The sequence below is a fragment of the Mesorhizobium sp. B2-1-3A genome, assembly GCF_006442655.1.
Taxonomy (GTDB): domain Bacteria; phylum Pseudomonadota; class Alphaproteobacteria; order Rhizobiales; family Rhizobiaceae; genus Mesorhizobium.
This window is the reverse complement of record NZ_VFWK01000005.1, coordinates 589,795-613,403: the sequence shown is the minus strand read 5'-3', so window position 1 is coordinate 613,403 and position 23,609 is coordinate 589,795. Positions and strand designations below refer to the sequence as shown.

The window sequence follows — 23,609 nt, the reverse complement described above, 5'->3', positions numbered from 1 at the left end:
TGCCATACATTACTGGATATCGGGATTGAGGAGTGCCTCGCAGACATCCCGGAGGATCCGTGGCAGGACGTCAAACGCATAGCCTGTGTGCAAACGTTCCAGCGGCGTGTGATAGTCTCTTCCCCATGGGCCGATGTTGATGGTCGGTATATCAGCTAACCCATTTGTCTTCGGCCATCGAACCCCGTCCCTCCACATTGGCGTGTTCCTGCCGACCACATCGAAACCCGACGAGGCGGCCTCGCCAAAGAAACTCATGTCCGAGATGCCGGCGAAGTACTCCGTGCAACTGACCGTGCTGCCATAACGCACGCTCGATCCATCCCTTATGTCGGAAGCGATTGCCCTCAGTCTCGCTGCTGTTGGCGCATCTGAGAGGGTCGTGGCCAGATAAGGGATCGAGCCAAACCCCGTGATCATTGCCGGGCCCGGGAGCTGGCTCAGCTTCCAGGCTTCCTCGGTCACGATCCGGGACTGTTCTGGCAGAGAAAGAGCGCCGGCGGCGACGGAAGCGCTCAGCGCCTCAAGCTTCGATATATCTTCCTGCTGAAGGCAGCCCAGCACGGTTTCGTATCGATACAGAGGGATGCTCCCGGCGATGAAATCGCTGCGCCTCGAACCGATGCGTCGAGTAAGTTGCGCCCGATAGTCTCTCGCCGCATCGAGGCATAGCCTGTCGAAACGCTCCAGCACCTCGTCTGGCGCTCGCCGATAGCTTAGCACGTTGAACGTGGCAAAGGCTGTCGCCGGCGTGGTCACGTCGTAGCCGGCCTTGCCATCGCGGATACTGAGAAGGCTTGGCGGCGTTCCCGGCAGCGCCTGGGAACCGTCGGTAAGCTCCGGCGCCCATTCAATGCGCGCTGCGATGGCGGCAGCGAGCGCGCCGGCATTGACCCCATTCAATGGAAAGCCGCTATGGGCGGGAACGCCCGCCACGAAAACAGTCGGCAGCAATTTGCCGACTGTTCCCAACGCAATGACGCGCCCCTTGCTGCCGTCGCCATCGTCGCTAATGGCGTCAAGATTGATGGCCGCCGCAATATCGAGGTCATGCTCCCTGGATAGTTCAGGGAGCACCTGGACAGCCCTGCGCGCGCCTGCGGAATTGTTCTCTTCGTCGGGCACGGCGATGAAGAGCAAGTTGCCGACAGACCCAACACGCTCAGCGAATTCCGCGCAGACGGCCAATCCAGCGGCAAGGCCAGCCTTCATGTCCAGGAGGCCACGCCCGGCAAGAAACTCTCCTGAGGCGAGATCCGTTTTCGCCAGTTGGGCGGCGGACGTCTCGGCCATGTGCAAGCTTTTGGCCAGGGCAGGGGTGAGCTCTTCAGGTTCCGTCGCCAGGTCTTCCAGTTGACCATAGTCATGGGTCGAGACGGTGTCGTAGTGCCCTGTCAGGACAATGGTGCCTTGCCCCGTACCCCGGACCAGCATTGCCACGCAGTGGCGGCCGTCCCCAGGTTCGATCTCGATCGTCCAGATTTTTGCATCCCGAAACACGGTCTCCGCGCCAAGCATGTTGGCAAACCACAACCCGAACGACGCTTCGCCATCGGTTCCAGTAACACTTTTCTGCTGCGTCAAGGCGATAGCCCAACGCCTGGCGCGTCCAAACAGATTGCTTGCTGGCGCGTTGCCCATCATGTCCCCCGTCAAATGGCGAAATTCGATAGTAGAGGTTGGGGACGGGGCCTCAAGTGCATGCATGGCCGTGTGTGATGGGCCACCACCCATCGCTCATCGCGCGCTGTGGACCTGGATGGTTGACGGGCAGGACGCGCCTGGTTGCAGTCAACGATCCGGCTGCTGAGGTGGAACTGGGATCTCAGGCTCAATTGATGGCGCGTCGATCGCACGCGGCTCTCGGTCATGCTCAAACTGCTCAGCCCACTGCAAATCCATCAGCCAAGGTTCCCGACGGCCGATCCAAAGTTCATAGCCGGGTATGATATCGCTGGGGGCATTATCGAGGGTCCCGAGCATGATCTCGGCCTCTTCCTCCCGCAGCGAGGCAACGCGCGCTCCGCATTCTGGGCAAAAGCTCCGTCCTTCGAAAGCCCGCAGGTTTCCAGCGCCTTGATAAGCAGGTCGCGGCCAAACGCCGAAGAAGGTGAACGCACTGCCGCTTGTGCGCCGACAATCCTGGCAATGGCAAAGTCCGACGCGCAGGGGTGCGCCTTTCACCAAAAAGCGAACCGCACCGCAAAGGCAGCCACCGCTGCGCACCGTATCGATGCTCATTGCAGAGCTCGCTTTGGGGGATCGCGGTTCTCGTCGGGATTGGGGAGAGGAAGTTCGTCCGGCAGAAGATCCGGGTCAGGCTCTCTCACGTCGGGAGTCCAGGCCGGGGCATCTACCGGTGGTTCTTCATTTGGCTCAGGTTTGGGCGGCATGTTATTCTCCCGGTCGGTTGGTCGCACGTGGTGTTTTGCCGGCCACCGGCCGCGCATCGATTGTTCTGGCAGGGAAGGGTTCTGCCAGCGGGCGTTTGTTTCTAGGAGAAGCACCTGCGGGCTTAGGGGTGTGTGACGCTTGATCCTCGTCGCTGCCGTTCAGGCCTTTGCGCGCTATTTTGGCGGCGGCTGGCTCCGGCTCCCTGACAATCGCCGCGCCGACGTTTTTGATCTTGGCCATTTCCGTGTCTCCTTTCTGGCCAACGACCGGCCGTGGGGAATGTTCCATCTGGAGCGGAACTAGCAATGACGGGGGGTGTTATCTTTAACCACATGGAGAACCAACACATGTCTGACCACGAAAACCATCGCGAAACCGGGGCAACAAAATATCCGGCAAAGACCGGCGCCGATCCTTCGGATGCGTTCTCCCAGGACGCGGCGGGAAACAAGAAACCCAAGAATGGCGTTGGGCTGACGCGACCCGTCAATGAGGTGGACGACAAGACTCACCAGTCAGACGGGCAAAACCCATCCGACCAGATAAAGAGTGCCAGGCCATGAACGTCGCCAATCTTCAGCTTGAAGGTCTGATGATGGCGGTTGCCTCAATCAACAATTTGCTGGTCCACAAAGGCCTGCTTTCAGTTGACGACATCGATATCGCCTTGCGGAAGTCCGAAGCCAATTTCACGGGCGATGAGCGCACCTACGAAGACGTGCCGCTGGCCAATCGCGACGCCATCTGCTTTCCAATCCGTCTTCTGCGGATCGCGAACAATTCCCAAGGCGAATCCGACATTCTACCGTTTTCGGAGCTGGCGAAGATGGTTGGACAAACGAAAGAGCCCTACAACGATCAAAGGTAACGTCACCGATGGGCCGGTCCAAGCGGCGGCTTACATTTCGCTGTTCTGAATAATTCCCGCTTCGCCATCCTGAACAGGCGAGCGCGGCGCCGTTGGCGTCTTGAGCCGAACGCCTGGTCCGCCACGGATCGTCTCTCCATCACCTAGAAAGGCAACTCCCGCCCGCTCAAGTGCGGATCGCATCGCAACCAGCATGTCGCCGGACGGAACGCGCTTGCACTTCTCGAAGTCCCGAACGGTTCCCTCACTGACCTGCGCTTTGGCGCCGAGCCTGGCTTGTGACCAGTCCACCAGTGCCCGCGCCGCCCGACATTGCTCGACAGTCAATTGGGTCACAAACGGCTCCTTGATCGCGTCTGTGCGGTTTTGCACTAAGCGCTCTTGCGCTTCGGGTTGCTCGTCTTAGGCGTCGCTAATCCTTCCTGCGTGAGGCTCTTCTTGAGCACCTCGGCCAGGTTGATGACGTTCTCCTGCGGCTTGGGCGCCGCCTTTGGGGGCGCCTTGCCCTTGCGCTTCGCGTCGATCATCGCGATCAGCGCATCTTCGTAGGTGTCTTCGAATTTCGAGGGATCGAAAGTGGTCACCTTTTTGTCGATCAGCATGCCGGCGATTTCGAGCAACTCTGGATCGTATTTTGCCTTGGTCAGACCATCGAAGACACTCTCTTCGGAAACCATCTCGTTGTGGTTTCGAAGTTCGGTCATCACCATGCCCTTGCCGTAGGACTGGATCACAACCTCCCTGCCGCGCTGGTAGAGCACGATGCAGGATCGGGCTGCGACGCCCTTGTTTTTCATGGCATCGCGGATCACGCCGTAAGCCTCGACGGCCGCGCCGTCGGCTGGAAGGAGGTAGTAGGGCTTCTCTAGATAGCGGGTGTCAATCTCGCCGATCGCCACGAACTCACCCACCTCCAATGTGTGATCCGAGGTGAGCTTGAGCGCCTTGATATCGTCCGGCTCGATCTGCAGGAATTGCTCCTTCTCGACCTCGAAACCCTTGACCTGGTCTTCCGTCTCGACCGGCTTCCCTGTCTTCTCGTCGGCGTAGACGCTTTTGACAGGCAGGCCGTTCTTGCGGTTCAAGATCTTGAAGTGAACCTTCGAGGCTTCGCTTGTGGCGCCGACAATCTTGACCCCGCAGGTGACCGAGCCGACCTTCAAAAAACCCTTCCAGACAGCACGCGGCGCGACCATGTCATTCATCCTGTTTCCGGTCAGGTGCAACGACAGTGCATCTAAATCGTTCCGTCGAGCCGGCCGAGCTGCCGACTGGGTGCTGGCTATGTAGGATCATCAAGAATCGTCCTCACCTTCTCGGCGAGGTCTTCAAGGCTGAATGGCTTCGGTAAAAGCTGCGTTCCAGGATCGAGGATTCCGTTATGAACGATGGCGTTTCGCGTGTAGCCCGTGGTGTAGAGAACCTTGAGCTTGGGGTTGTCCTTGCGCAAGATATCCACCAACTGGCGTCCGGACATCTCGGGCATGACGACGTCGGTAAAAAGCAGGGACAATTTCTGCCCAGCTTCAATCATCTTGATCGCTTCGGTGGGACCACTGGCTTCGACGACGGTGTAGCCGAGCTCGCGCAAGGCTTCCGAGGATACAGCTCGCACCCGGTCCTCGTCCTCGACCACCATGACGATTTCACTCGGAAGGCCACCAGCGATCGACTTTGATCTGGGCTCAGGGGAGCCTTGATGCGTGCTGCCATAGTACCGGGGCAGATAAATCTTGATCGTCGTGCCCACGCCGGGCTCGGAGTATATCTTCACGTTCCCGCCCGATTGGCGGACAAAACCGTAAACCTGGCTGAGGCCAAGTCCAGTGCCCTTGCCCACACTCTTGGTCGTGTAGAAGGGATCGAACGCCTTGGCGAGAACATCCGCAGTCATGCCCGTACCGGTATCGGTCACGGCAATCAGCACGAATTGACCCGCTGTGATGGCGGACTCACGAGCGTACCGCTCATCGACATAGGCGTTCGACGTCTCGATGGTCAACTTACCGCCGCTCGGCATGGCGTCCCGCGCGTTGACCGACAGGTTGAGCAGGGCGCTCTCCAACTGACTGGGATCGGCCTTGACCTGCCAGAGACCGGCTCCGAACGCCGTCTCCACTGTGATCGTTTCTCCGAGTGTGCGCATCAACAGCTCGGTCATTCCGCCGACCAGGCGGTTGGCGTTGATAGGCTCCGGCTTGAGCGGTTGTTGTCGAGAGAAGGCCAGCAGCCTCTGGGTAAGGGCGGCCGCGCGATGCGCCCCATCCATGGCGCCTTCCACAAATCGGCCGACGTCAGTCTCGCCTTTGGACAGTTTGCGCTGAAGCAGATTGAGCCCGCCGATGATGACCGCAAGCATGTTGTTGAAGTCATGCGCGATACCCCCGGTCAACTGGCCGACCGCTTCCATCTTTTGAACTTGCCGCAGTTGCTCCTCTGCCTTCGAACGTTCCGCCACCTCATCGATGACGCGTTGTTCGAGTGTGGAGTTGAGTGTCTGCAGGGCGGCCTCGGCACGCCGCCTTTCAGCCAACTCGCGCTCACCTGACTGGAAGAGGCGCGCATTGTCGATCGCCGTTGCTGCATGGCCTGCGATGCCAAGCAGAGCACTTTCATGTTCAGGGCGAAACTTGCCGGTCTCCGCGTGACCAAAGAACAGACCGCCCAGAACTTCACCGGAGTTGGACACGACCGATACCGCCAGATAGGAGCGAACCGGCAGATGGCCGTCCGGCATGCCTTTGCGCGGCGCGTTCTTGCCGTATCGCGGATCCTTGAGAATATCGTCCGATCGAACGACGCCTGTCCCGAGGAAGGTCGGTTCGAACACAGCCGTCGCGCGTGGCATGGGGTAATCCTGGAAGGCCGAACGTGGAGCACCCGACAGGGCATAGAGCATGTAGCTGCCGCCCTGATCGTCGAGCACATTGTAGAAGAAAGCCCCAAACTGGGCTCCGGAAAGTTCCAAGCCGGCATCGGTGGTGATTTGCACGATCTTGTCGAGATCGAGTTCCGCAGCGACCGCCGCTCCGGTGTCGTTCATGATCTTGAGGTGGCGCTCGGCCTTCTTGCGATCGGAAATATCGATAACGGTGCCGATAAATCGAACGGCTTTGCCGGCTTCGAAAATGGCATGCCCGCTTGCCGCCACCCAACGCTCGATACCGTCCTCCAGGCCAATGGTTCGGTACTCGATGCTAAATCCCTCCAGGCTCTCTGGAGCGATTGCCCGCCGGACTGCCTCATCTGCGCGGATGCGGTCGTCTGGATGGAGGCCGGCGATGAAGGAGCCCTCATACGAGACCTCATCGGTCGACGTAATGCCGAACAATGCACGGCATTGCGCGTCCCACCGCAAACGGTTGGTGACCGGGTCGTAGTCCCAGATTCCGATTGCCGCCGCCTGGGTGGCCAGGCTCAGCCGTTCAGCAGTCTCGGTAGCGCCCTGATCCGACCTGACCCGTTCTATATGCGCCCACGACCGCTCGGTTACCTCGGTGAGAAGTGCAAGCTCGTTTTGCGTCCAGACCCGCGGAGCGCTGTCGTGGATCGCCATCAGCGCGCTCAGGCGCCCCTCTTTGACCAGGGGCATGCAGATCGTTGCAGCGATGCCGATGGTCTCGAATGTCGCGGCCTCTTCAGGCGGCAACTCGGCGCGATTGTCGTTGATGATCAAGGGCAGGCCCTGATGAAGCTTGTGGACGGCGAGCTGGCCAAAATCCCGGAGACTGTAATAGCCGACGATGCTCGAAGAGCCTTGTCGGTGCCAGTCTCCCCGAATCGTAAAGTGGTCCTGGTCAGGCTCCATATCGGCATAGGCACAGATTGCGACGCCGAGATGCTCGCCAAGCATCCTGGTCGTGATCTCAAGCACCGCGTCCGCGTCCGCACTGTTCGACGTTTCCTTCCCAAGTCGGTCGAGGAAGCGCAAGCGACCTTCATTCTGGCGCAATTCCGCCTGTGCTCGCCGTCGTTCGACCGCGGTACGGGTCCGCTCCGCCATTTCACGAACGAACTCGATCTCTTCCTCGGACCAAGCGCGGGGCCTGTCATGATTGAGGTAGAGCAGTGCCACAAAACCACCCCGTTCGGTGACGGGCATGTTGATCAAGGATTGAGCGCTGATCGCTTTCAGAGCCGCTGGATTTTGGCTTGTTCGAGGATCTGTATCCGCGTCCTCGACGACAACGGTAATGCCGCGCTTTAGGTCATCGATATACGTGCCGTAGTCGCGGAAGTGCAGCACTCCAGCCAGGCTCTTGATCCCAGGTGCATTCCAGTCGCGTTCGATGGAGATGGTCTCGTTCGCCAGATCGATCGTGCCATATCCGGCCCGGCTGACATCCAGCTCCCTGCCAATGATTTCGGCCGCGGCATAGGCAAGCTCGTCAGCGTCTTCGACCAGGCGCACAACGTCGCCGAGTTCGGCGAGGGCAGCACTGCGCTTTCTCGCACGAAATGTTTCGGTGACGTCAAACCCTTCGCAGAATATTCCCGTGATTGTATTCTCGCCATCGTACAGGGGGGCGTAGATAAATGTCAGGTAGCGCGTCTCCTCGGCACTATCGGCCGAGCGGCGGAATCGAACCGCAACCCCTTGCGCTTCAAAAGTCGTACCGCTTCCGAAGACATCGTCGAGGCGTTCGAAGAAACCTTGTCCCTCCAAGCTGGGAAAGGCATCGCGTATCGGCTTGGAGAGCCAGTCACCGCTGTTGAACACCTGGCGATGGGCATCATTGACGAATTCGACCACATGGTGTGGCCCGCGCATGATAATGATGAAACCAGGGGCCTGTTCGAACAAGTGGAGCTGACGTTCAGCGGCAAGGCGCTCGCGCTTTTCGGCCAGAAATCGATCGGTGGTTTCCGTGCAGACCCCAAACAGGCCGCCGACAGTCCCGGTCTCCGGCTGCGTGATCGGGTTGTAGGAGAATATGAAGTGTGTTTCTTCGGGCGCGCCATGCTTGTCAATTCGGATCTCGAGGTCATCCATATGGACTGACTGGCCCTGGTAGACTTGATCAAACATCGGGCCGATCGTCTCCCACGCCTCTGCCCAGACCTGCTGGCTGGGCAGACCAAGAGCCATCGGATGCTTGCGGCCAAGGATCGGAATGAAGGCATCGTTGTAGAGCCAGATGCGATCCTGGCCCCAGACGACGAACATGGGCTGTGCGGAGCCTAGAAGGAGATCGACGAGTGTCTTGAGCTCCGTTGGCCACGAAGCGACCGGTCCGATAGACGTGCCGTTCCAGCCAAACGAGCCGATACGTTCAGCCATTTCTCCGGCGCCGCGAAACGCGGTGCCCGCCTTGCCGTCGCTGGATGGTTCCAAGATATCCCCCCGAAATATCGACCCGACAAAACGGCGCAACGCGGTTTTGGTTGCACGGCCAGGCGTGATAGGGAGCAGGTGCAACCATCAAGCGGACGTCTTATCGACATTGCCATTCAACTTTTTCCTTGAACACACGTTGTCTCTGGAAACCAGGAGACAACGATGCCGAGCACAATCAAGACCGACACGTCCAAAGTGACGCAAAAGCAACGGCGCATCCAACGTAAAGTCGATGCGGACGATCGCGCCAAGCCAAAATCGAAACCAGCTCGCGCCATGCAGGCTGGCGCCCGAAAGTACCCGGCACCACCCTTTCCCAAACAGCACCACCCAAAGCCCGGCCATGAAGCTGAAATCAAACCGGCCCCGTTATATGACGCGCCGTTCTGGCGCGGCTCGGGCAAGCTCGAAGGCAAGGTCGCGCTGGTGACTGGCGGCGATTCCGGCATTGGGCGCGCGGTTGCTGTCCTGTTCGCTAGAGAGGGCGCCGACGTCGCAATCGTCTATCTTTCGGAGGATGGCGATGCGGAAGTCACGAAGCGAGCGGTGGAAGGGGAAGGCCGTCGCTGCATCACGCTCCGCGGTAACGTCGCCGACCGCAGCTTTTGCCGCAAAGCGGTGGCCGCGACGGTCAAGCAGTTGGGAGGCTTGGACGTGCTTGTCAACAACGCAGCTTTTCAGCTGCATTCAAGCGACTTCGCCGAGTTGACCGAGGAACATTTCGACACCACGCTGAAGACCAATCTGTACGGCTATTTCCATATGGCACAGGAATCGGTGGGGTACATGAAGCCGGGCTCTGCGATCGTCAATACCGGCTCGACGACCGGCATAGACGGGTCGAAGGAATTGGTCGATTACTCGATGACGAAGGGCGGAATCCACGCCTTTACAAGAGCGCTGTCGGGCAATCTGATCGACAAGGGAATTCGCGTGAACGCCGTGGCGCCGGGCCCGGTCTGGACACCCCTCAACCCATCCGAAAAACAGGCGAGCGATGTCACGAAGTTCGGCGCAAAAACGCCCATGAAGCGGCCCGCACAGCCCGAGGAAATTGCGCCGGCTTATGTCTTTCTGGCATCGCCACAGTGCTCCAGCTACATCACCGGAGAGATCCTGCCTGTGATTGGCGGCTACTGAGAAACCGCCTCCCTTAGCAGTTGCGGCGATGGCAGTAGAGTCGTCTCAGAATTCGCTTTGACTACTCCACGAGATTAATGGGCAAATATTCCAGTCTCAGCATATTCTTTTGTCCAAAGAGTATTTTGCAGTGCCGTCCGGCGGGCGCAAGGAAACCATCGCGAAGTAAGCGTAACTCGGCTGTGTAGCGACAGTATGCGTGAATGCCAATTTGAGATGAAGGGATAAGACCCGGTTGCGACCTGTGCAATGGTAAAAGCGAATGCGCAGTTGACCGGCCCCGATAAGGAGTCGCCCTATTTCAATCCTTCTTCCCTACTTGGACCAGTTGCAGAACCCCCAGCACGATCAGCGCCAGTACGGTCGCTAGCGAAGCGATCTGCCAGAAGCCGAGTCCTACCGCTAAACCTATGGCTCCGGCCAGCCACATTCCGGCACCAGTGGTAAGCCCCTGAACTTCTCCCTTCGAAACGAAAATGATGCCGGCCGCCAGAAACGCCACTCCGGCGGTCGTGGCTTCAATCAGCCGGAGCGGATCAATCGCGACTTCCTGACCATCAAATACGTGGAGGTGGGTAATCTCGATTGCCAGGATGGCGATCACTGCGGTCGCAACGCAGACTAGAATATGGGTCCTTAATCCCGCTGACCGGTTACGCCATTCGCGCTCGGCACCGACTACGGCTCCCAGCAGCGTCGCTAGCAAAACACGGGCCGAAATTACGGAAAAGGGTAGCCAAGTCGTTTGCCCAAATCGCTCAATGAACTCGTCCATGAGGTCAAGAACGCGGCGTCGGTAGCTCGGTTCCCTCCCATCGTTGCCAGAGGGGCTCCCATGTCCGTACTACGCGTCCGTCTTTTCCAAGCGATGACGAGCAGCAAGGCCGTTTGCGCTGCATGCCCGCTGGTGAACTTTCGGCAAGATTAAGAAAATCGCCGGGGCACTCAGACCGGCATGGCTCGTATCTGAACGGCTACGCTTGTTTGAGAACTCAGCTTCAGTCTGCGGTCTTGCCCAATGTATCCGCCACCACCGCGCCACGCTTGCCCATGGGTAGTGGCGGGCCTGTGGTCGAGTCGACCGCTGTCTGATGCTCCATCTCCGCATTGATGGCAGCGCCAGCGATAAGGATGATGACGGAAATCCATGTCCACATCATCAAACCGACAACGGCGCCGAGCGAGCCGTAAGTGGCGTTGTAGTTGGCGAAATGTTGCAAGTAGAAGGAGAACAGCCAAGACGCCGCGATCCATGCGACCGTCGCAATCAAGGCACCCCAGCTTAGCCAGCGCCACTTGGCTCGCTCGCGACTCGGCCCGAAACGATAAAGCAATGAGATTCCAGTCAGCATGGCGCCAACAAGGAGTGGCCATCGAGATGCCGCGAAAAGCGTTTCCGTCCATGCATCAAGATAGAAATACCGCAGAAGTGCCGGAACGAGGCCTACCGTCAACAGCAGCACGATGCCGATCAGCAGCGCTCCAACCGTGAACAGGATCGACATCAGGTTGAGCGTGACGAAGCTGCGTTTTTCGCGCTCCTCATAAGCAATATTCATGGCATCAAAAAGAGCCTTCATGCCGCTGTTGGAGCTCCAAAGCGCGATGCCCAAGCCGATGAAGAAACCTATGCCGAGAGCACTGGGTTTCTGGATGGCCAGGGCTTGCAACTGACCGCGAATAAGGTCTAGCCCGCCTGATGGAAGCAATCCGCCGAGGTATGCCACATGGTCTGCAACTGTAATTGGATCGGCGACAAAGCCGTAAATCGAAATAAACGCGGCTAGAGCCGGAAATAGTGCTAGCAGTAGGTAAAATGTGGCACCAGCCGCCACGAGCAGCACCCGGTCCTTGTTGAATTCTTCCCACAAGCGCCAGACGATATCCTTCCATCCAAGCGCAGGAATCTGGGATGGCCAAGCTGCGCCGCGACCGCGGTCTCCATCCTCTGATTTCAGCGCCGCCTTGCTCTCTTGCGTTGTCGCGGCAGCGCGACGGACCGCCTCTCCATCGATTAACGAGGCCTCGTTGCCCGTCGGTTGCTGACCTCCGTTTGCTTTTGAAGTCACGCGGCTGGCCTCATGGTGCACAGATTCGCCAGGGTTCATGTGTCTGAAGCCATTGCGGACCCTTCCCGACCTAGCGTTGGCTTGCAAAGAAGCCTCTGCACGAGTTCTCTGATCAGGCCCGGCCAAGATTGGACTGCGTCCCACACAACGTCATGACCGCCATGGCTGTTCCCGCGCTGGTACGCCCAAGACGCGAGGCCACCAATCGCCGCTGGCGTTACAGCGTGGCCAGATGCGACCGGGACAACGAAGTCTTGTCTCAGACCACTCGACGTCAGACGTCTGACTTTTTTCGAGCTGCTGCCGGATTTTGACCAGTCGCTGCCGACGTCCTGGCATCCTTGGAGTGAGCCGCGATCGCGGGACCCGCGCCTGTCGCTTGACGCATGTCGCCACTTGGTTTTTTGTCGGCTGGTGCTTTGCGGCTTAAACCTGAAAAATATTTGGCAAAAAAACCCATTTCACACTCCTGTTGGGTTCTGTTTGGGGGCGCCATGGATGAGCCTTGTAGAAAATCCATCAGTCCTCATCCATGGACGGTTATCGTCATTAAGCGGCTTCTGCAGCGATATTGACGGCGGAACCCTGCCAACTTGCTGAGCGCGACGTCTGTCTTTTCTCTTCGGCCAAGGTGAGGTCCAAAAGTCGGACCGCCTCGCTCAATCCAAGCTCTGCCGCCCACGTCGGCGTGCTTCCGTAGCGAGAGATTTCATAATGCTCGACAGCCTGTGCTGCGGCGAGGAGACCAGCGTCAAGGGCCGGGCTGCCCTTATACTGCTCGATGATCTCCGCGCCCTTCTGCGTGATGCCCATGATGGCAGCGCAGCTCTTGCCTAGGGGCTTCTTGTCGAGAACTTCGAAGATTTTTTCGAGCCGGGCAACATGTTCCTGCGTTTCACCATGATGCTGCTCGAAAGCCCTCATTTCCGAACTCTGGGTCGCCTCGGCCATTTTCGGCAAGGTAGAGAGAATCGTCCGCTCCGCGAAGTAGATATACTTGGAGGTATCATGGAATAGTTGGCCTAGACCCTTGGTCGCGGCCTGTCTGGTCGCTGCCATGTCGGCTTCTCCTGGTTTGTTGGCCTTTGTCAATCAAGGCACAGCAGGAACTTCGCGTTAGCTTGCAGGTTCCGGCATCACCCCAAAAAGGGAATGCAGAATTCCAAGTGGCCAGGCAACCGACACTTGGCTCGGGCATTTACGATGCCGGGCGGCCGGAGATGGACAAGGTGCGAGTGTGAGTTTGGGACGACGGACCCGCAATGCGGGCATTTTGAAACCAGACGACGTCTTGATGCTTAGGCGACTTCTGGAAACGACGCTGCCTATTGGAGCCTCGGCAAAAGAACGTGAGGCTCACGCCGCGACGCTTGTCACATTGTTCAAGTCTGGAGTGACGCGGGAGGATGAACTCGTTGAAACCTTCGCCGGCAGTCGTTCTGGGAGCGCCAGTTAGGACATGGTCGCTGAAGGAGTCAGTTGCCGCGAATGATCGTCCGCAGCGACTCTTATGGTCGATCAGATCATCGTCATGTGGAACGTGCGTTGTGCAGCTCGTCGATCCATCTTTCTATGTCGCGGCGAAACGACCTCAGTCGATTGGGAACCCTTAGCGCTTTGGGAGATTGGAACTGACCCCACTCGATGACGAGATGGTCTTTGGACCGCACCAGTCACACACGGCTTGCTAGCAGTGAATTGACGTCGGCGATTCTGGACGGGGGCGACGATCCACGGTGTTGGTGACGAAAAGGTCAGCACCGATTTTGATCCGCGACGGGTCCGGCGTCATCCGGCCATTCGTGATTGTAAAAGCCTCGGAGCCTGTCATGGAAATCGTTCGTACCCAAGTCTTGAATGCCACTACACCGGACGGGCAGGCGATCTTGCGCGCCGTGTTCTGCGGCCAGGGCGGTGAGTGCGTCACAGTGGATATGGCGGATGCCGACGGGAGCGAGGAGCTTGCGCTGAACCGCGCAAGGGCCATCCTTGTTCAAACCGCGACTTTCGGCTTCGCCCTCAACGAATACGATGCAAACAGTAATGGCAACTTCGACGAGGTTGCGGTCACGTCGGTGAGCGATTCGTCTGGCGATGTGTATGTCTTCGATTATCGAGACGGCGACGCCAGTTTGCGGATCCCCCCGTCCCGAATGCCGAGCTTTGAAGCAGCTAAGTGTGAAGCGATCCGCTGTGCGGTCGACCTGCTGGTCGATCTGCAACCGGGCACCGACGACTTGACCGGCTGGCTGGTACGCCTGTCCGACGAGAGAGGTGAACTTCTCTACACCGTGAATGTCCATGAGGCTGAGACGGCTCGTAAAGCTGCCCAATAGCGCCATCGAACGCGGTCTCCAGTCGTTTCACCGAATAGTCTGGCCAGATTGCCTTGGCTGGTTCAATAGCGGGTCTTGAGCGTTCGTGCTCCTCGTGAACCGCAAATCTTTGAGCAGGGCGCGCAGTGAAGGCATGCGCCCGAGCTCCAAGGCTTACAAAGCCATTCATCTGCTAGTTCACAGTGGAGCAATGTTGCCATTCTGTTGCTTGGTCTGCGCAGCCGGTCATGGTCTTATTGACGCATCAGAGCCTGTCGGCAGGGTGCTGGTCGGCATTTTACTTAAAACATAGCGACTTCATTGCAAGTTTGAAAGCCCTCACGACCAATAGGGAGTGGTTGATTGGCTCAAAAACGAGATTGGCAAGTTGTCTTCACACAGTCATTTGCGGCTGTTGAAGTCAACAAATGGAGAATTACATGAATTCCCTCAATGAAAGACTTGCCAAGACTTTGGCTGGCAGCTTGTTGGCGCTGACATTATCCTTGCCTGCGACCGCCGCCGGGCTTGGCGCTGGAGCCGGCGCATCGGTCGGCGGCGCAGGCGGTGTCAACGCGGGCGCCGGAGCATCCGTCGGCGGTAGCGGTGGGGTTGGCGTCGGAGCGGGCGCATCGGTCGGCGGCAGCGGCGGCGTGAACGCGGGGGCCGGTGCGAATGTCGGGGGGGCCAATGGCGTCAGTGCGGGGCTGGGCGCTTCGGCCGGCGGATCCAACGGCGTCAACGCAGGCGCCGGCGCGAATATTGGTGGCACAAACGGCATCAATGCGGGCCTCGGCGCGACAGTGGGGGGAAATACGGGAGTTGGGTTGGGTGTTGGCGTGGGCACCGGGGGCGTCACGCCTGCTGGGGTGTCTGACCCCGCCAGTCCATCAAGCGCGGCAAATCCTGGCCTTAAGGGCACTGTCGCCCGGATGTCGGACAGCCAAGTGGCTCGCATGAAAAAGCGTTGCGTAGACGTGCTCAGCAGCTCTGGCTCGTACGATCGTGACCTTCGTCAACTTTGCCTTCTGATCGCACGTCGATAAGAAGCCCATTGGGCCCGCTGTGCCGTCTCGGAGCAGCGGGCTTTTCGCGGCTTGCGGGATGAACCAAGTAATTCTCATTAATCTCGGAGCCTCTCCATTGATGAGAGGATGGAGACTGGCGCACGAAAAGCCTTCACCTGAAGCGCCATCGTTCGTGGGGGCTTTTGGCTTTGTCTCGGAACTTCGACGCCTTCAACAGGTTGTCGCTCATGCGGCATCCCTGCCTGGGCGGCAACTTTATCGCCCGGCTCCCACAGAGGTTCGGCCAATCCTATTTCCGCGAAGGTGCAACAACATGACGACGAACATCCCAGAAAAGAAAGCCCGCCAAGGTGGGTTGGGTCGACCGGTCTTGGGCGTTCTTTTAGCCGCACTTTTTCTGGCCATCGTCGCTTGGGGCGTCGCCGAAATATATGGCGAGAATGCCAAAACGCCGGCTACGCAAGAGCATGGTGGGTCGGCAGCGCCCGCAAATGTCCCAGCGCCTTCGAGCTAGAACCCGGGCGGGACAGACCCGGTGAAATCCAAGACCGACAATGTCAATACCGAGGTCAATACCGAGCGGTTGGTTTCCCCTTGCCTGTGCCTATTTGCGTCGCTCTCCCTGACAACCCTATTCGCTCTGGTCAAGATATGATGGTGTGGTGTCTCCCAGGCGTTTGGCGCAACCTCCGAATTCACAGTTAAGCTCTCGCTAGAATGAACCGTTTCCTCTTCGTGGCGGCGGCCTTCCTTTCCCGGCCTCCAGGCTTCTAGGTTATGATGGTCGCGATGGTGTTATGCACCGCGCTGGTGCCTGTCGGAATGACGAACGCGGTGGCCTATGCGCTGTCGGCGGCCGCCATTGTGATCACCCGCGTGGTCCTTATACAGGGCTATCGCGATACAGCCGCCATCCACGCAAAGCTGCATGAGATTGTTGTTTCACTGAGCGAGAGCAGAAACGACATTAGCGGCCTGGAACACGCCGAGCTGGAGGAAATCCGCGAGATGATTGCGATGCTTGGACAAGAGGCCCCGCAACGAACTGGGCGCGCCACCTGGTTATCGTGCACCGAGCTTTCGTGAGGGCTCAACTGTATCGTGCAACCAGATCGACGCTTGCGGGTTCTCTTGTCTAGCCGAACGCTGCCTCGCTCCCGAAAATGGTCATTCATGGACGTCTCGATCACACAAATAATGGCCGATAAAATCAAAGCGGGTAAGAGTGGCTTGCTGCTGATCTCGGACAATTATGATGCGTTCGCCGCGCGTGTTTTGGCGGCCAGGGGCGCGGCTCGCACCCTAGATCTCATGTATTATCTCTGGCATGACGATCACACGGGGCGTTTGCTTTTACAGGAAGTCGTCCGGGCGGCCGAGCGGGGCGTGCGGGTCAGGATGCTGCTCGACGACGTCAATCCGCGCAAGAGCGATGCCGCGTATTTGGCGCTGAGCAACCATCCAAACATCGAACTCAAATTGTTCAACCCGAGCGGCATCAGAGCGCGCGGCATCATGCGCGGCGCTGAGGTCCTTTTGCGGCTTTTTGCATTGACAAGGCGGATGCACAACAAGGCATGGATTGCCGACGACAACGTCGCCATCGTCGGCGGGCGCAATATCGGCGATGCCTATTTCGACGCGGCGGACACGAATTTCCGTGACCTCGACATGCTGCTACTCGGTCCCGCAGTCCAGCAAACCGCACAAATCTTCGAGACTTTCTGGGCATGCCGGGACGCGAAGCCAATAGGTGAACTCAGTTCGACCGCGCCATGCACGCAGACCCGTTATTTCGAGGGAAGCGACGCGAAAACCGAGTCGACTCTTTTGAGCGGTATCGGGGGGAAGGGCTCCATCGCCGAGTTTATAGCGGCGAGCAGCGACGTGCATTGGGTCTGGCGAGTGCGCGTGATCTCAGACCCTCCGGAGAAGGTTCGAGGCTGGAGACCGCGCGGTTGGCTGATGAAGGAGTTGCTTCCAATCATTCAGTCGGCGCGAAAGCGTGTCGAGATCGTGTCCCCGTATTTCATCCCGGGCAAGAGGGGGGCAAGAATCCTCGGCGAACTCGTGGACGGCGGCGTGCAGGTCTCTGTTTTGACAAACTCGTTGGCGGCGACCGATGTCGCCGCCGTCCACGGCGCCTACGCCAACTATCGCAAGCGCTTGTTGAGAAAGGGCGTGCAGCTCTTCGAACTTCAACCCTTTAGCCGGCAACCCAAAATCTCTGTATTTGGGTCCAAAGGCGCCAGCCTGCATACCAAAGCATTCTGTGTCGACGACCACATTGGTTTCGTGGGATCCTTCAACTTCGATCCGCGGTCCGTATCGTTGAATGCGGAAATGGGAGTGCTTTTTGAACACGAGAAGCTGGTCGCGGAACTGCGGCACCGGTTCAAATCGGAGATAGCGCCGGAAGCGAGCTACCGGCTCGAACTGAAGAACGAGATTTTACACTGGCACGGTTGCGAGCAGGGTAGACCGCAAACCTATGCTCGCGAACCCGAGGCAGCATTGTCCCGCCGCATCCTGGCCGCCCTGGTCAGATACCTCCCGATCGAATCCCAGCTTTAGCAATCTGCCGGCAAGTCTGGAAATGGTGGTGGCAATTAGGTGCCGCAAACCCCGCTCACGAGAATTGGCTGAGGCAAGGATGAGCCGTTCGGAGGCCCTTCACGACGCCGGCGCGGCGCGGCACAGCGTGCACCACCTGGAGCAGGGCTCGCATTCAAGCAGGTTCCCTCCCGCGCAGGTCACCGCAAGGACTTTCGAACTCGGCTTGCGAAGCCTGCCAGGCCGGAGAACCAGCGGAAATCCGTCCGCGGCGCGTGTCCCGAAGACGGGAACGAGACCCGCTGCAAGCATTCCCGCGATAAGCCTTTTGTTGTCTGCGCAGAAGCACCGCTGATCCGCGACGGCGGGGGAGGCAGCGCCTCCCGAGATGCCGCGCTCGAAATCGTGGATTGGTTCTCTTTCGCGCCCGACCTGACTGTTGAGAGTTACGGGCGCCAGACTGGAGGTCGCTAGGCATCACCGCGTTAAGCCGCAGTGCGCTAGAGCCAAGAGAGCGCGACGTGGAAATGCCCGTTCCCCCTCTCGTCTCAAGAGGGAACCATCGAAATTGTTATCCGTTTAGCTGCTCACGAAACGCAAGCGGGGCAACGTGGATCAAGACGACGCTTCACCAATATCATCTGGCGTGGATGGCCTCGACTATGTCCTGCGAGGCGGATACGCGAAATTCCGTTCGCATCTTGTAGAGGGCAGACCTGGTTCAGGTAAAACCACCCTTGGTCTCCAGTTTCTGATCCAGGGCGCGGCGGAAGGCGAGAAATGCCTTTATATAACGCTGTCCGAAAGCAAGCGTGAGCTGCATTCGGTCGCGAAGCGGCATGGTTTTTCTCTTGACGGTATTGAAATGCTCGAACTGGTCCCGCCAGAGCTGAGCCTCGATCCGTCGCAGCTACAGACTCTGGTTCATTCGTCCGATCTGGAACTGGGTGAGACGGTGCAGGCCGCACTTGCCGAGATCGAGCGCATGAAGCCGGATCGGGTGGTGTTCGATTCCCTGTCGGAAATTCGTCTCTTGTCACAGGGCTCGTTACGCTATCGGCGGCAGGTCCTGGCTTTGAAAAGCTTTTTCCTGCTCAACAACGCAACGGTGCTTCTGCTCGACGATCTCACCGCTGAACATGACGATCTAAACCTCCATTCGATCAGTCATGGGGTCATCCGCATGGAACAGCTGTCGCCGATCTACGGCGGAGAGCGAAGGCGGCTACGCATCATCAAAATGCGCGGCGTGCAAATTCGCGGCGGCTTTCATGACTTCGTCATTAGACCGGGCGGCGTGATGGTCTTCCCCCGCTTGGTTGCCTCCGAACACGAGATGGCCGAGCATGGGGCACCGGCAACCGGTAATGGTTCTGTCGACACGCTCGTGGGTGGCGGGCTGGATCGCGGCACCAGCACACTCCTGATGGGACCCTCTGGCGTGGGCAAGTCGACGATCGCGTGCAGCTATTGCCATGCGGCTCTCAAGCGCGGCGAACATGTGCTGGTGCTTCTGTTCGATGAAACCAAGCGCATCTTCCTGGCGCGCGCTTCAGGCCTTGGGATGGATCTGGCACCGTTCACCGCCAATGGCAGCTTGATCTTGGAGCAGATCGATCCGGCCGAATTGTCGCCTGGCGAATTATCATCGCGCATCCAGTCGGCTGTGGAGCGCTCAAATGCGAGGATAGTCGTTATCGACAGCCTTACCGGCTATCTCAATGCCATGTCGGAGGAGCAGCATCTTGTGCTGCAGATGCATGAGATCCTGACTTATCTCAATCAAAAGGGCGTTGTGACGATCCTTCTGCTGGCCAATCATGGGCTGATAGGGCAAATGTCCGCCCCTGTCGACATGACCTATCTCTGCGACTCCGTAATGCTCCTGCGCTTCTTCGAAAGCGGCGGGCGTCTGAGACGGGCTATTTCCGTGGTCAAGAAACGGGTCGGGCCGCACGAGGACACCATTCGCGAATTCAAGATAAGCGCGGCCGGCCTGGCCGTCGGCGAACCTTTGGAGGAGTTCCGGGGGATTCTGACTGGCGTCCCCACCTATGAGGGAAAGCAAGGCAACCTGCTACAAGACAAGGCTCTTTGATGCCCTCAGACCGGAGTGTGTTGGTGCTTACGCCTGTCGGGCGCGACGCGAAGGTTGCGTCGTCCATCCTCTCGGAGAACGGGATCAAGTCACAGATCTGCCTCACGCTCGACGAAGCAGTTCCGCTATTGGATAACGTCCACTGCCTTTTGGTTGCTGAAGAAGCGTTGATCGGTTCTAATCGAAATGAGTTCGCATCCTGGCTCAAGCATCAACCAACGTGGTCGGATTTTCCGATCGTGTTGCTGACAACGCGCGGAACGGAGATCGACAAACGACTGGCCTTTCTGGACCGCTATCTGATCGTTCTCGAAAGGCCCTTCCTGGCGTCGAGCCTTGCAAATTCGGTGCGCTCGGCCTTGCGTGCCCGCGCCCGCCAGCTTGAAGTCAAATCCTACATTGAACAGAAGCAAGAGGTCGCGGACCGGCAGAAACTGTTGATCAGGGAGTTGCATCATCGCGTCAAGAACACGCTGGCAAATGTCCGCGCGATGATGGGGGCCACGGCCAAGTCGAGTGGGAGCGTGGACGATTTCATGCGCGATTTCTCCGCAAGGATCGTCTCTCTCGCCGACACGCACTCGATGCTCACCGATGACTATTGGCAAATGGCTTCCTTGCACAAGCTGCTGGAGTCGGAACTGCGCCACTACGACACGAACGACAAGTCGCGTGTAATACTTGAAGGACCAGACGTAGCACTGGTCGCAGATATCGCTATCCCGATCGGGATGGCCTTTCACGAACTTGCGTCCAACTCCTCCAAATATGGCGCGTTGTCCCGCTCACAGGGCCGACTCGAAGTTAGATGGTCGGTGAACAATTTGAACGACGAGCGAATCCTCAATCTGGATTGGCTTGAAAAAGGCGGTCCGGAGGTCGAGAAGCCAAGAAGGCGCGGTTTCGGCACGACGCTACTGGAGAGAGTCGTTGCTGTGCAGTGCCAAGCCAAGGTTGAGTTGAACTATCATCCTGAAGGCCTGCAGTTTACAATGGCCTTGCCGCTGCGAGACACAAGGTTGGTCCCGGCCTATTGACCTCTCCAAAGGTCTGTGGCTTCGGCGGTGGCCTATCCGCCCTATCGCTGATACTGGTGGGCGTTCCTTACAGGATAGGCGCAAAGATGCCCTTGGATCCAGGCAAGCCCGAGGCGGTCGAGCAGTTACTCGACACCCCCGAACTCGCCACCGCACTGGAGAGCGAACAATTCAAGAAATTCCTGGACCAGATACCGATCGCGATTGCCGTTTCAGACGTGATCAAAACGGAACGCGTCGTCTATGCCAATCCGGAATTCGAAAAGCTTTCTGGCCTGACGGCCGCCAGCCTGGCACGACGAAACTGGGCCGCGCTGTCCGGTATCGGGATTCGTGAACAGCAGGGCAAGGCACTGGCCGAGAGCGTTGTCCAAGAAGCGGATTTCGTGGGCACTTTCCGCCTGGAGCGCGGTGTCGGCGCCCCGGCAATCGTTGATGCCTATTCCAACTTGATAGTGGACGACCACGGCAAGACGTGTTTCCGGCTGGTTGCCTTGGTGGACGTATCCGTACACGGGGAAGAGGCGCCCTCGGTCGAAGAGCGTGTTCGCGAAAAGGATACGTTGCTGCGGGAACTGCAGCATCGGGTAAAGAACAATCTCCAGATGATCACCGCACTTATCCGGCTGGAAACCCGCAATGCGGCGGAACCCGATCAGAAACGGTTCGAGAGGTTGGCCGGGCGCGTCGACGCTCTTGCGATACTCTACCAGGCGCTGTCGAATGACGAGCAGAAAGATGAGGTTGATCTCGGTGTCTATCTCAGCCAGATAGCATCTGCGGTAATGGCTTCGCACGCGGTCGAGGGCATCCGGCTTGACATGAAGGTGGACACCTATCCCGTGTCGATCAACGTTGCCATGCCTACTGGTCTGGTTGTGAACGAACTGCTGACCAATGCGCTCAAGCATGGGTTCAGGGGACGAGAGGGCGGCACGATCACACTCCACAGCATCGTCGATGGCGACGGATGCCGCATCACGATCGCCGATGACGGGGTTGGATTGCCGGAGGGCGAGACATGGCCGAAACCCGGCAAGCTCGGGGCGCTGATCGCGCGCTCCCTGACCGAGAACGCCAAAGCGCAATTCGAAGTCAAATCCAGCGCCATCGAAGGGACCAGAGTCACTATCGTCTTCAAACGGTCCGCGGCGGCCAACTGACGTTATTTTAAGGGTCGTTTGAATGGCTTGGCCGATCCAAAAAGATGCCGACCGGAAACGGTCAGTTCGCTGGTGGCTTGCTCGTCCAAGCCAATGGTCGCGCTGACGGCGACGTGCGTACCCCGGTTCTCGTTCTTGTGCGTGACAGCCCGTTGGCAGTCCGACAGGAGATCGGCACCGACAATCTATCTGGCAGGCTGCGAGAAAAGCGACCCGCTTTATGCCGTGGATGTCGCCCATGTTAAGGCCGCCCGCGCCAAAGCACGAGTCGGCAAGCACGGCTACAAGTCCAGCACCAATCGGACCTTCTGCGCCAGAGCTTGCAATGTGGCGGGCTTCTGAAGAAGTTGCACGTTTGGATCGACAATGCCGTTGCTGACGATTGCATCCCTCGCATAGCCACACGTAAAGAGTACCTTGAGATCCGGTCTCATCTCAGCCGCGGCGTCCGCCAGTTCCCGGCCATTCATGCCGGGCATGACGACGTCGGTAAGCAGCAGCGAAATATCCCGCCGGCCCTGGAGGATGTGCAACGCTTCTGCTCCGTCTGCCGCGCAGATCACCGAATAGTTCAACTCCTCGAGCATCTGCAGCCGTTTCCCATCTGGCCCTAAGCCCTCTGTGGCCATTCCGCAGCGCCATCCCGGAGCATTTCGAGATGCGCTAAATACCGCGCGAGACTGGTGCCGACGTCGTCTTGCCTAATGGCGATCGTGTCGGACATCTGTTGTCAGTGGTTTATGTCGTCGGCAAATACGAAAGACGAATAGAACCTCGCTGGACGATAAAGCATCGAACAAATCGTGTTGGGGAGACTTTGGATTGCGGGGCGTTTGCGCCAGACCCGATCGACCAACATCCCATCCGGTTCGCGCCCTATCGAAAAGCTGAGCATCGCGACAGTGCCGGCTATGATCTCCCTTTTCGTATCCCTGCGGAACGCTAAGCAGTTTCGAACGCTTTAGTCTTCGAAACGGAAATTTTATGATGCCCGAGACACCAAAGACATTTGATCCGAAAGCCGAGTTTGTACGTAAAGTCGCGCGCGAGACTGGTATTTCCGAGATACAGGTGAGTGAATTGATTTTAATGGTCGGCTACGATCATTCCTCGCTGGTGCGCGAAGCCCGAATACTCAAGCAAGGCCAGCAATAAAGCCCATCTGCTCCCTGATCTAATCGGTCCGCCATGCGCGCGCAGATCGACAGCGCGCGCCTGCCTGGGCGTAGGCTGTTGGTCGGAGCCGCCGAATTTGCGAGGATTCGACAAACGGTTTGGAACATTAGGCAGTTCTAAATGTTCAGCTCTGCGTGGACATAGACCTAGGCCAGGACAGCTTGGTCTGCTTCTCAGTTGGGAGACGATTCAATGAACAGCATAATCTACATCGTAGGACTTGTCGTGGTTGTCCTTGCAGTTCTGAGCTTCTTCGGCCTCAGAAGGTAATCGGCCTCGGCCGTATGTGCTCAGGCAGCCCCAAGACATCAGGAGCCCGGGGAGCAAGGCGGGTCGGGCCATCCATAGTTGGCCTGCGTGCAAAACACCCGATGCTGCTGTTCTTTAGTTTCATTTCTGTCTCCCGGCCATGGAGGCCGAGGACTAAAAT

21 protein-coding genes and 1 pseudogene are annotated in these 23,609 nt (G+C 58.4%); 10 read left to right on the top strand and 12 right to left on the bottom strand.

All coding sequences use genetic code 11. The annotated features are described in order from the left end of the window. Window positions 1-9: 9 nt before the first annotated feature. The 3 genes from FJ977_RS23270 to FJ977_RS23260 form a co-directional block, all read right to left on the bottom strand. The gene (locus FJ977_RS23270) at window positions 10-1,584 is read right to left on the bottom strand and encodes a M20/M25/M40 family metallo-hydrolase (RefSeq protein ID WP_181180037.1); all 1,575 of its coding nucleotides are present in this window, start codon (window positions 1,582-1,584) and stop codon (window positions 10-12) included. A gap of 207 nt (window positions 1,585-1,791) precedes the next feature. Continuing rightward, the gene (locus FJ977_RS23265; protein ID WP_140774506.1) at window positions 1,792-2,241 is read right to left on the bottom strand and encodes a GFA family protein; all 450 of its coding nucleotides are present in this window, start codon (window positions 2,239-2,241) and stop codon (window positions 1,792-1,794) included. Between the two features lie 153 nt (window positions 2,242-2,394). After that, window positions 2,395-2,634, bottom strand: a complete 240-nt coding sequence (locus tag FJ977_RS23260) for a hypothetical protein (RefSeq protein ID WP_140774505.1) — start codon at window positions 2,632-2,634, stop codon at window positions 2,395-2,397. A 65-nt stretch (window positions 2,635-2,699) separates the two neighbouring features. On the opposite strand from FJ977_RS23260, the gene FJ977_RS23255 reads away from it, so the two are divergent. After that, window positions 2,700-2,957, top strand: coding sequence for a hypothetical protein (locus FJ977_RS23255; RefSeq protein WP_140774504.1), 258 nt, complete (start codon window positions 2,700-2,702; stop codon window positions 2,955-2,957). Further along, the gene (locus FJ977_RS23250) at window positions 2,954-3,262 is read left to right on the top strand and encodes a hypothetical protein (RefSeq protein WP_140774503.1); all 309 of its coding nucleotides are present in this window, start codon (window positions 2,954-2,956) and stop codon (window positions 3,260-3,262) included. The genes FJ977_RS23255 and FJ977_RS23250 overlap by 4 nt, the downstream gene beginning before the upstream one ends. Before the next feature lie 30 nt (window positions 3,263-3,292). Here FJ977_RS23250 and FJ977_RS23245 read toward each other — a convergent pair whose 3' ends face one another. The 4 genes and pseudogenes from FJ977_RS23245 to FJ977_RS36375 form a co-directional block, all read right to left on the bottom strand. Next, entirely contained in the window at window positions 3,293-3,598 is a 306-nt protein-coding gene (locus FJ977_RS23245) for a helix-turn-helix transcriptional regulator (RefSeq protein ID WP_348643224.1), read from the bottom strand. A gap of 35 nt (window positions 3,599-3,633) precedes the next feature. Next, on the bottom strand, window positions 3,634-4,458 hold the full coding sequence (locus tag FJ977_RS23240; protein WP_140774502.1) for a Ku protein: 825 nt from the start codon (window positions 4,456-4,458) through the stop codon (window positions 3,634-3,636). An 86-nt stretch (window positions 4,459-4,544) separates the two neighbouring features. Then, complete coding sequence (locus FJ977_RS23235; protein ID WP_246683321.1) at window positions 4,545-7,754, bottom strand: GAF domain-containing protein; 3,210 nt, start codon at window positions 7,752-7,754, stop codon at window positions 4,545-4,547. A 30-nt stretch (window positions 7,755-7,784) separates the two neighbouring features. Continuing rightward, window positions 7,785-8,033: pseudogene (locus FJ977_RS36375) on the bottom strand (PAS domain-containing sensor histidine kinase); the annotation flags it as partial. Between the two features lie 729 nt (window positions 8,034-8,762). Between FJ977_RS36375 and FJ977_RS23230 the strand changes: the two are divergent. Continuing rightward, window positions 8,763-9,740 carry an SDR family oxidoreductase gene (locus tag FJ977_RS23230; protein WP_140774501.1) on the top strand — a complete coding sequence of 326 codons (978 nt, stop codon included), beginning with the start codon at window positions 8,763-8,765 and terminating at the stop codon, window positions 9,738-9,740. A 301-nt stretch (window positions 9,741-10,041) separates the two neighbouring features. On the opposite strand, the gene FJ977_RS23225 is transcribed toward FJ977_RS23230, so the two are convergent. The 4 genes from FJ977_RS23225 to FJ977_RS23210 all read right to left on the bottom strand — a co-directional run bounded on the left by FJ977_RS23225 (window position 10,042) and on the right by FJ977_RS23210 (window position 12,868). Then, on the bottom strand, window positions 10,042-10,515 hold the full coding sequence (locus tag FJ977_RS23225) for an MgtC/SapB family protein (protein ID WP_140774500.1): 474 nt from the start codon (window positions 10,513-10,515) through the stop codon (window positions 10,042-10,044). A 223-nt stretch (window positions 10,516-10,738) separates the two neighbouring features. Then, on the bottom strand, window positions 10,739-11,848 hold the full coding sequence (locus FJ977_RS23220; protein WP_348643223.1) for a YihY/virulence factor BrkB family protein: 1,110 nt from the start codon (window positions 11,846-11,848) through the stop codon (window positions 10,739-10,741). 235 nt (window positions 11,849-12,083) lie between these two features. Further along, window positions 12,084-12,269: a hypothetical protein gene (locus FJ977_RS23215; protein WP_140774499.1), complete on the bottom strand. Its 186-nt coding sequence runs from the start codon at window positions 12,267-12,269 to the stop codon at window positions 12,084-12,086. A gap of 89 nt (window positions 12,270-12,358) precedes the next feature. Further along, window positions 12,359-12,868 carry a DUF892 family protein gene (locus FJ977_RS23210; RefSeq protein WP_140774498.1) on the bottom strand — a complete coding sequence of 170 codons (510 nt, stop codon included), beginning with the start codon at window positions 12,866-12,868 and terminating at the stop codon, window positions 12,359-12,361. 770 nt (window positions 12,869-13,638) lie between these two features. Here FJ977_RS23210 and FJ977_RS35940 point away from each other — a divergent pair. From FJ977_RS35940 to FJ977_RS23170, 6 genes are all read left to right on the top strand, one after another. Further along, window positions 13,639-14,145, top strand: coding sequence for a hypothetical protein (locus FJ977_RS35940; protein ID WP_181180036.1), 507 nt, complete (start codon window positions 13,639-13,641; stop codon window positions 14,143-14,145). A 1,784-nt stretch (window positions 14,146-15,929) separates the two neighbouring features. Then, the gene (locus FJ977_RS23190) at window positions 15,930-16,238 is read left to right on the top strand and encodes a hypothetical protein (protein WP_246683282.1); all 309 of its coding nucleotides are present in this window, start codon (window positions 15,930-15,932) and stop codon (window positions 16,236-16,238) included. Window positions 16,239-16,325: 87 nt separating this feature from the next. After that, a complete protein-coding gene (locus FJ977_RS23185; protein WP_140774495.1) occupies window positions 16,326-17,726 on the top strand; it encodes a phospholipase D family protein in 1,401 nt (466 codons plus the stop codon). A 589-nt stretch (window positions 17,727-18,315) separates the two neighbouring features. Next, complete coding sequence (locus tag FJ977_RS23180) at window positions 18,316-19,803, top strand: ATPase domain-containing protein (protein ID WP_140774494.1); 1,488 nt, start codon at window positions 18,316-18,318, stop codon at window positions 19,801-19,803. Continuing rightward, window positions 19,800-20,840, top strand: coding sequence for an HWE histidine kinase domain-containing protein (locus FJ977_RS23175; protein ID WP_140774493.1), 1,041 nt, complete (start codon window positions 19,800-19,802; stop codon window positions 20,838-20,840). The genes FJ977_RS23180 and FJ977_RS23175 overlap by 4 nt, the downstream gene beginning before the upstream one ends. An 86-nt stretch (window positions 20,841-20,926) precedes the next feature. Beyond that, a complete protein-coding gene (locus tag FJ977_RS23170; protein WP_140774492.1) occupies window positions 20,927-22,003 on the top strand; it encodes a histidine kinase dimerization/phosphoacceptor domain -containing protein in 1,077 nt (358 codons plus the stop codon). 281 nt (window positions 22,004-22,284) lie between these two features. Here FJ977_RS23170 and FJ977_RS23165 read toward each other — a convergent pair whose 3' ends face one another. Continuing rightward, complete coding sequence (locus FJ977_RS23165; protein WP_246683271.1) at window positions 22,285-22,590, bottom strand: response regulator; 306 nt, start codon at window positions 22,588-22,590, stop codon at window positions 22,285-22,287. 400 nt (window positions 22,591-22,990) lie between these two features. Here FJ977_RS23165 and FJ977_RS35935 point away from each other — a divergent pair, with 400 nt between their 5' ends. Beyond that, on the top strand, window positions 22,991-23,158 hold the full coding sequence (locus FJ977_RS35935; RefSeq protein ID WP_181180035.1) for a hypothetical protein: 168 nt from the start codon (window positions 22,991-22,993) through the stop codon (window positions 23,156-23,158). Window positions 23,159-23,609 lie beyond the last annotated feature (451 nt).

Excerpts from the sequence above, each read along its gene's own strand:
- FJ977_RS23220 (WP_348643223.1), bottom strand. The coding sequence starts at position 11,848 with ATGAACCCTGGCGAATCTGTGCACCATGAGGCCAGCCGCGTGACTTCA.
- FJ977_RS23225 (WP_140774500.1), bottom strand. The coding sequence starts at position 10,515 with ATGGACGAGTTCATTGAGCGATTTGGGCAAACGACTTGGCTACCCTTT.
- FJ977_RS23255 (WP_140774504.1), top strand. The coding sequence starts at position 2,700 with ATGACGGGGGGTGTTATCTTTAACCACATGGAGAACCAACACATGTCT.
- FJ977_RS23165 (WP_246683271.1), bottom strand. The coding sequence starts at position 22,590 with ATGCTCGAGGAGTTGAACTATTCGGTGATCTGCGCGGCAGACGGAGCA.
- FJ977_RS23215 (WP_140774499.1), bottom strand. The coding sequence starts at position 12,269 with ATGGGTTTTTTTGCCAAATATTTTTCAGGTTTAAGCCGCAAAGCACCA.
- FJ977_RS23240 (WP_140774502.1), bottom strand. The coding sequence starts at position 4,458 with ATGGTCGCGCCGCGTGCTGTCTGGAAGGGTTTTTTGAAGGTCGGCTCG.
- FJ977_RS35935 (WP_181180035.1), top strand. The coding sequence starts at position 22,991 with ATGCCCGAGACACCAAAGACATTTGATCCGAAAGCCGAGTTTGTACGT.
- FJ977_RS35940 (WP_181180036.1), top strand. The coding sequence starts at position 13,639 with ATGGAAATCGTTCGTACCCAAGTCTTGAATGCCACTACACCGGACGGG.
- FJ977_RS23190 (WP_246683282.1), top strand. The coding sequence starts at position 15,930 with ATGATGGTCGCGATGGTGTTATGCACCGCGCTGGTGCCTGTCGGAATG.
- FJ977_RS23210 (WP_140774498.1), bottom strand. The coding sequence starts at position 12,868 with ATGGCAGCGACCAGACAGGCCGCGACCAAGGGTCTAGGCCAACTATTC.
- FJ977_RS23250 (WP_140774503.1), top strand. The coding sequence starts at position 2,954 with ATGAACGTCGCCAATCTTCAGCTTGAAGGTCTGATGATGGCGGTTGCC.
- FJ977_RS23170 (WP_140774492.1), top strand. The coding sequence starts at position 20,927 with ATGCCCTTGGATCCAGGCAAGCCCGAGGCGGTCGAGCAGTTACTCGAC.
- FJ977_RS23265 (WP_140774506.1), bottom strand. The coding sequence starts at position 2,241 with ATGAGCATCGATACGGTGCGCAGCGGTGGCTGCCTTTGCGGTGCGGTT.
- FJ977_RS23260 (WP_140774505.1), bottom strand. The coding sequence starts at position 2,634 with ATGGCCAAGATCAAAAACGTCGGCGCGGCGATTGTCAGGGAGCCGGAG.
- FJ977_RS23230 (WP_140774501.1), top strand. The coding sequence starts at position 8,763 with ATGCCGAGCACAATCAAGACCGACACGTCCAAAGTGACGCAAAAGCAA.
- FJ977_RS23185 (WP_140774495.1), top strand. The coding sequence starts at position 16,326 with ATGGACGTCTCGATCACACAAATAATGGCCGATAAAATCAAAGCGGGT.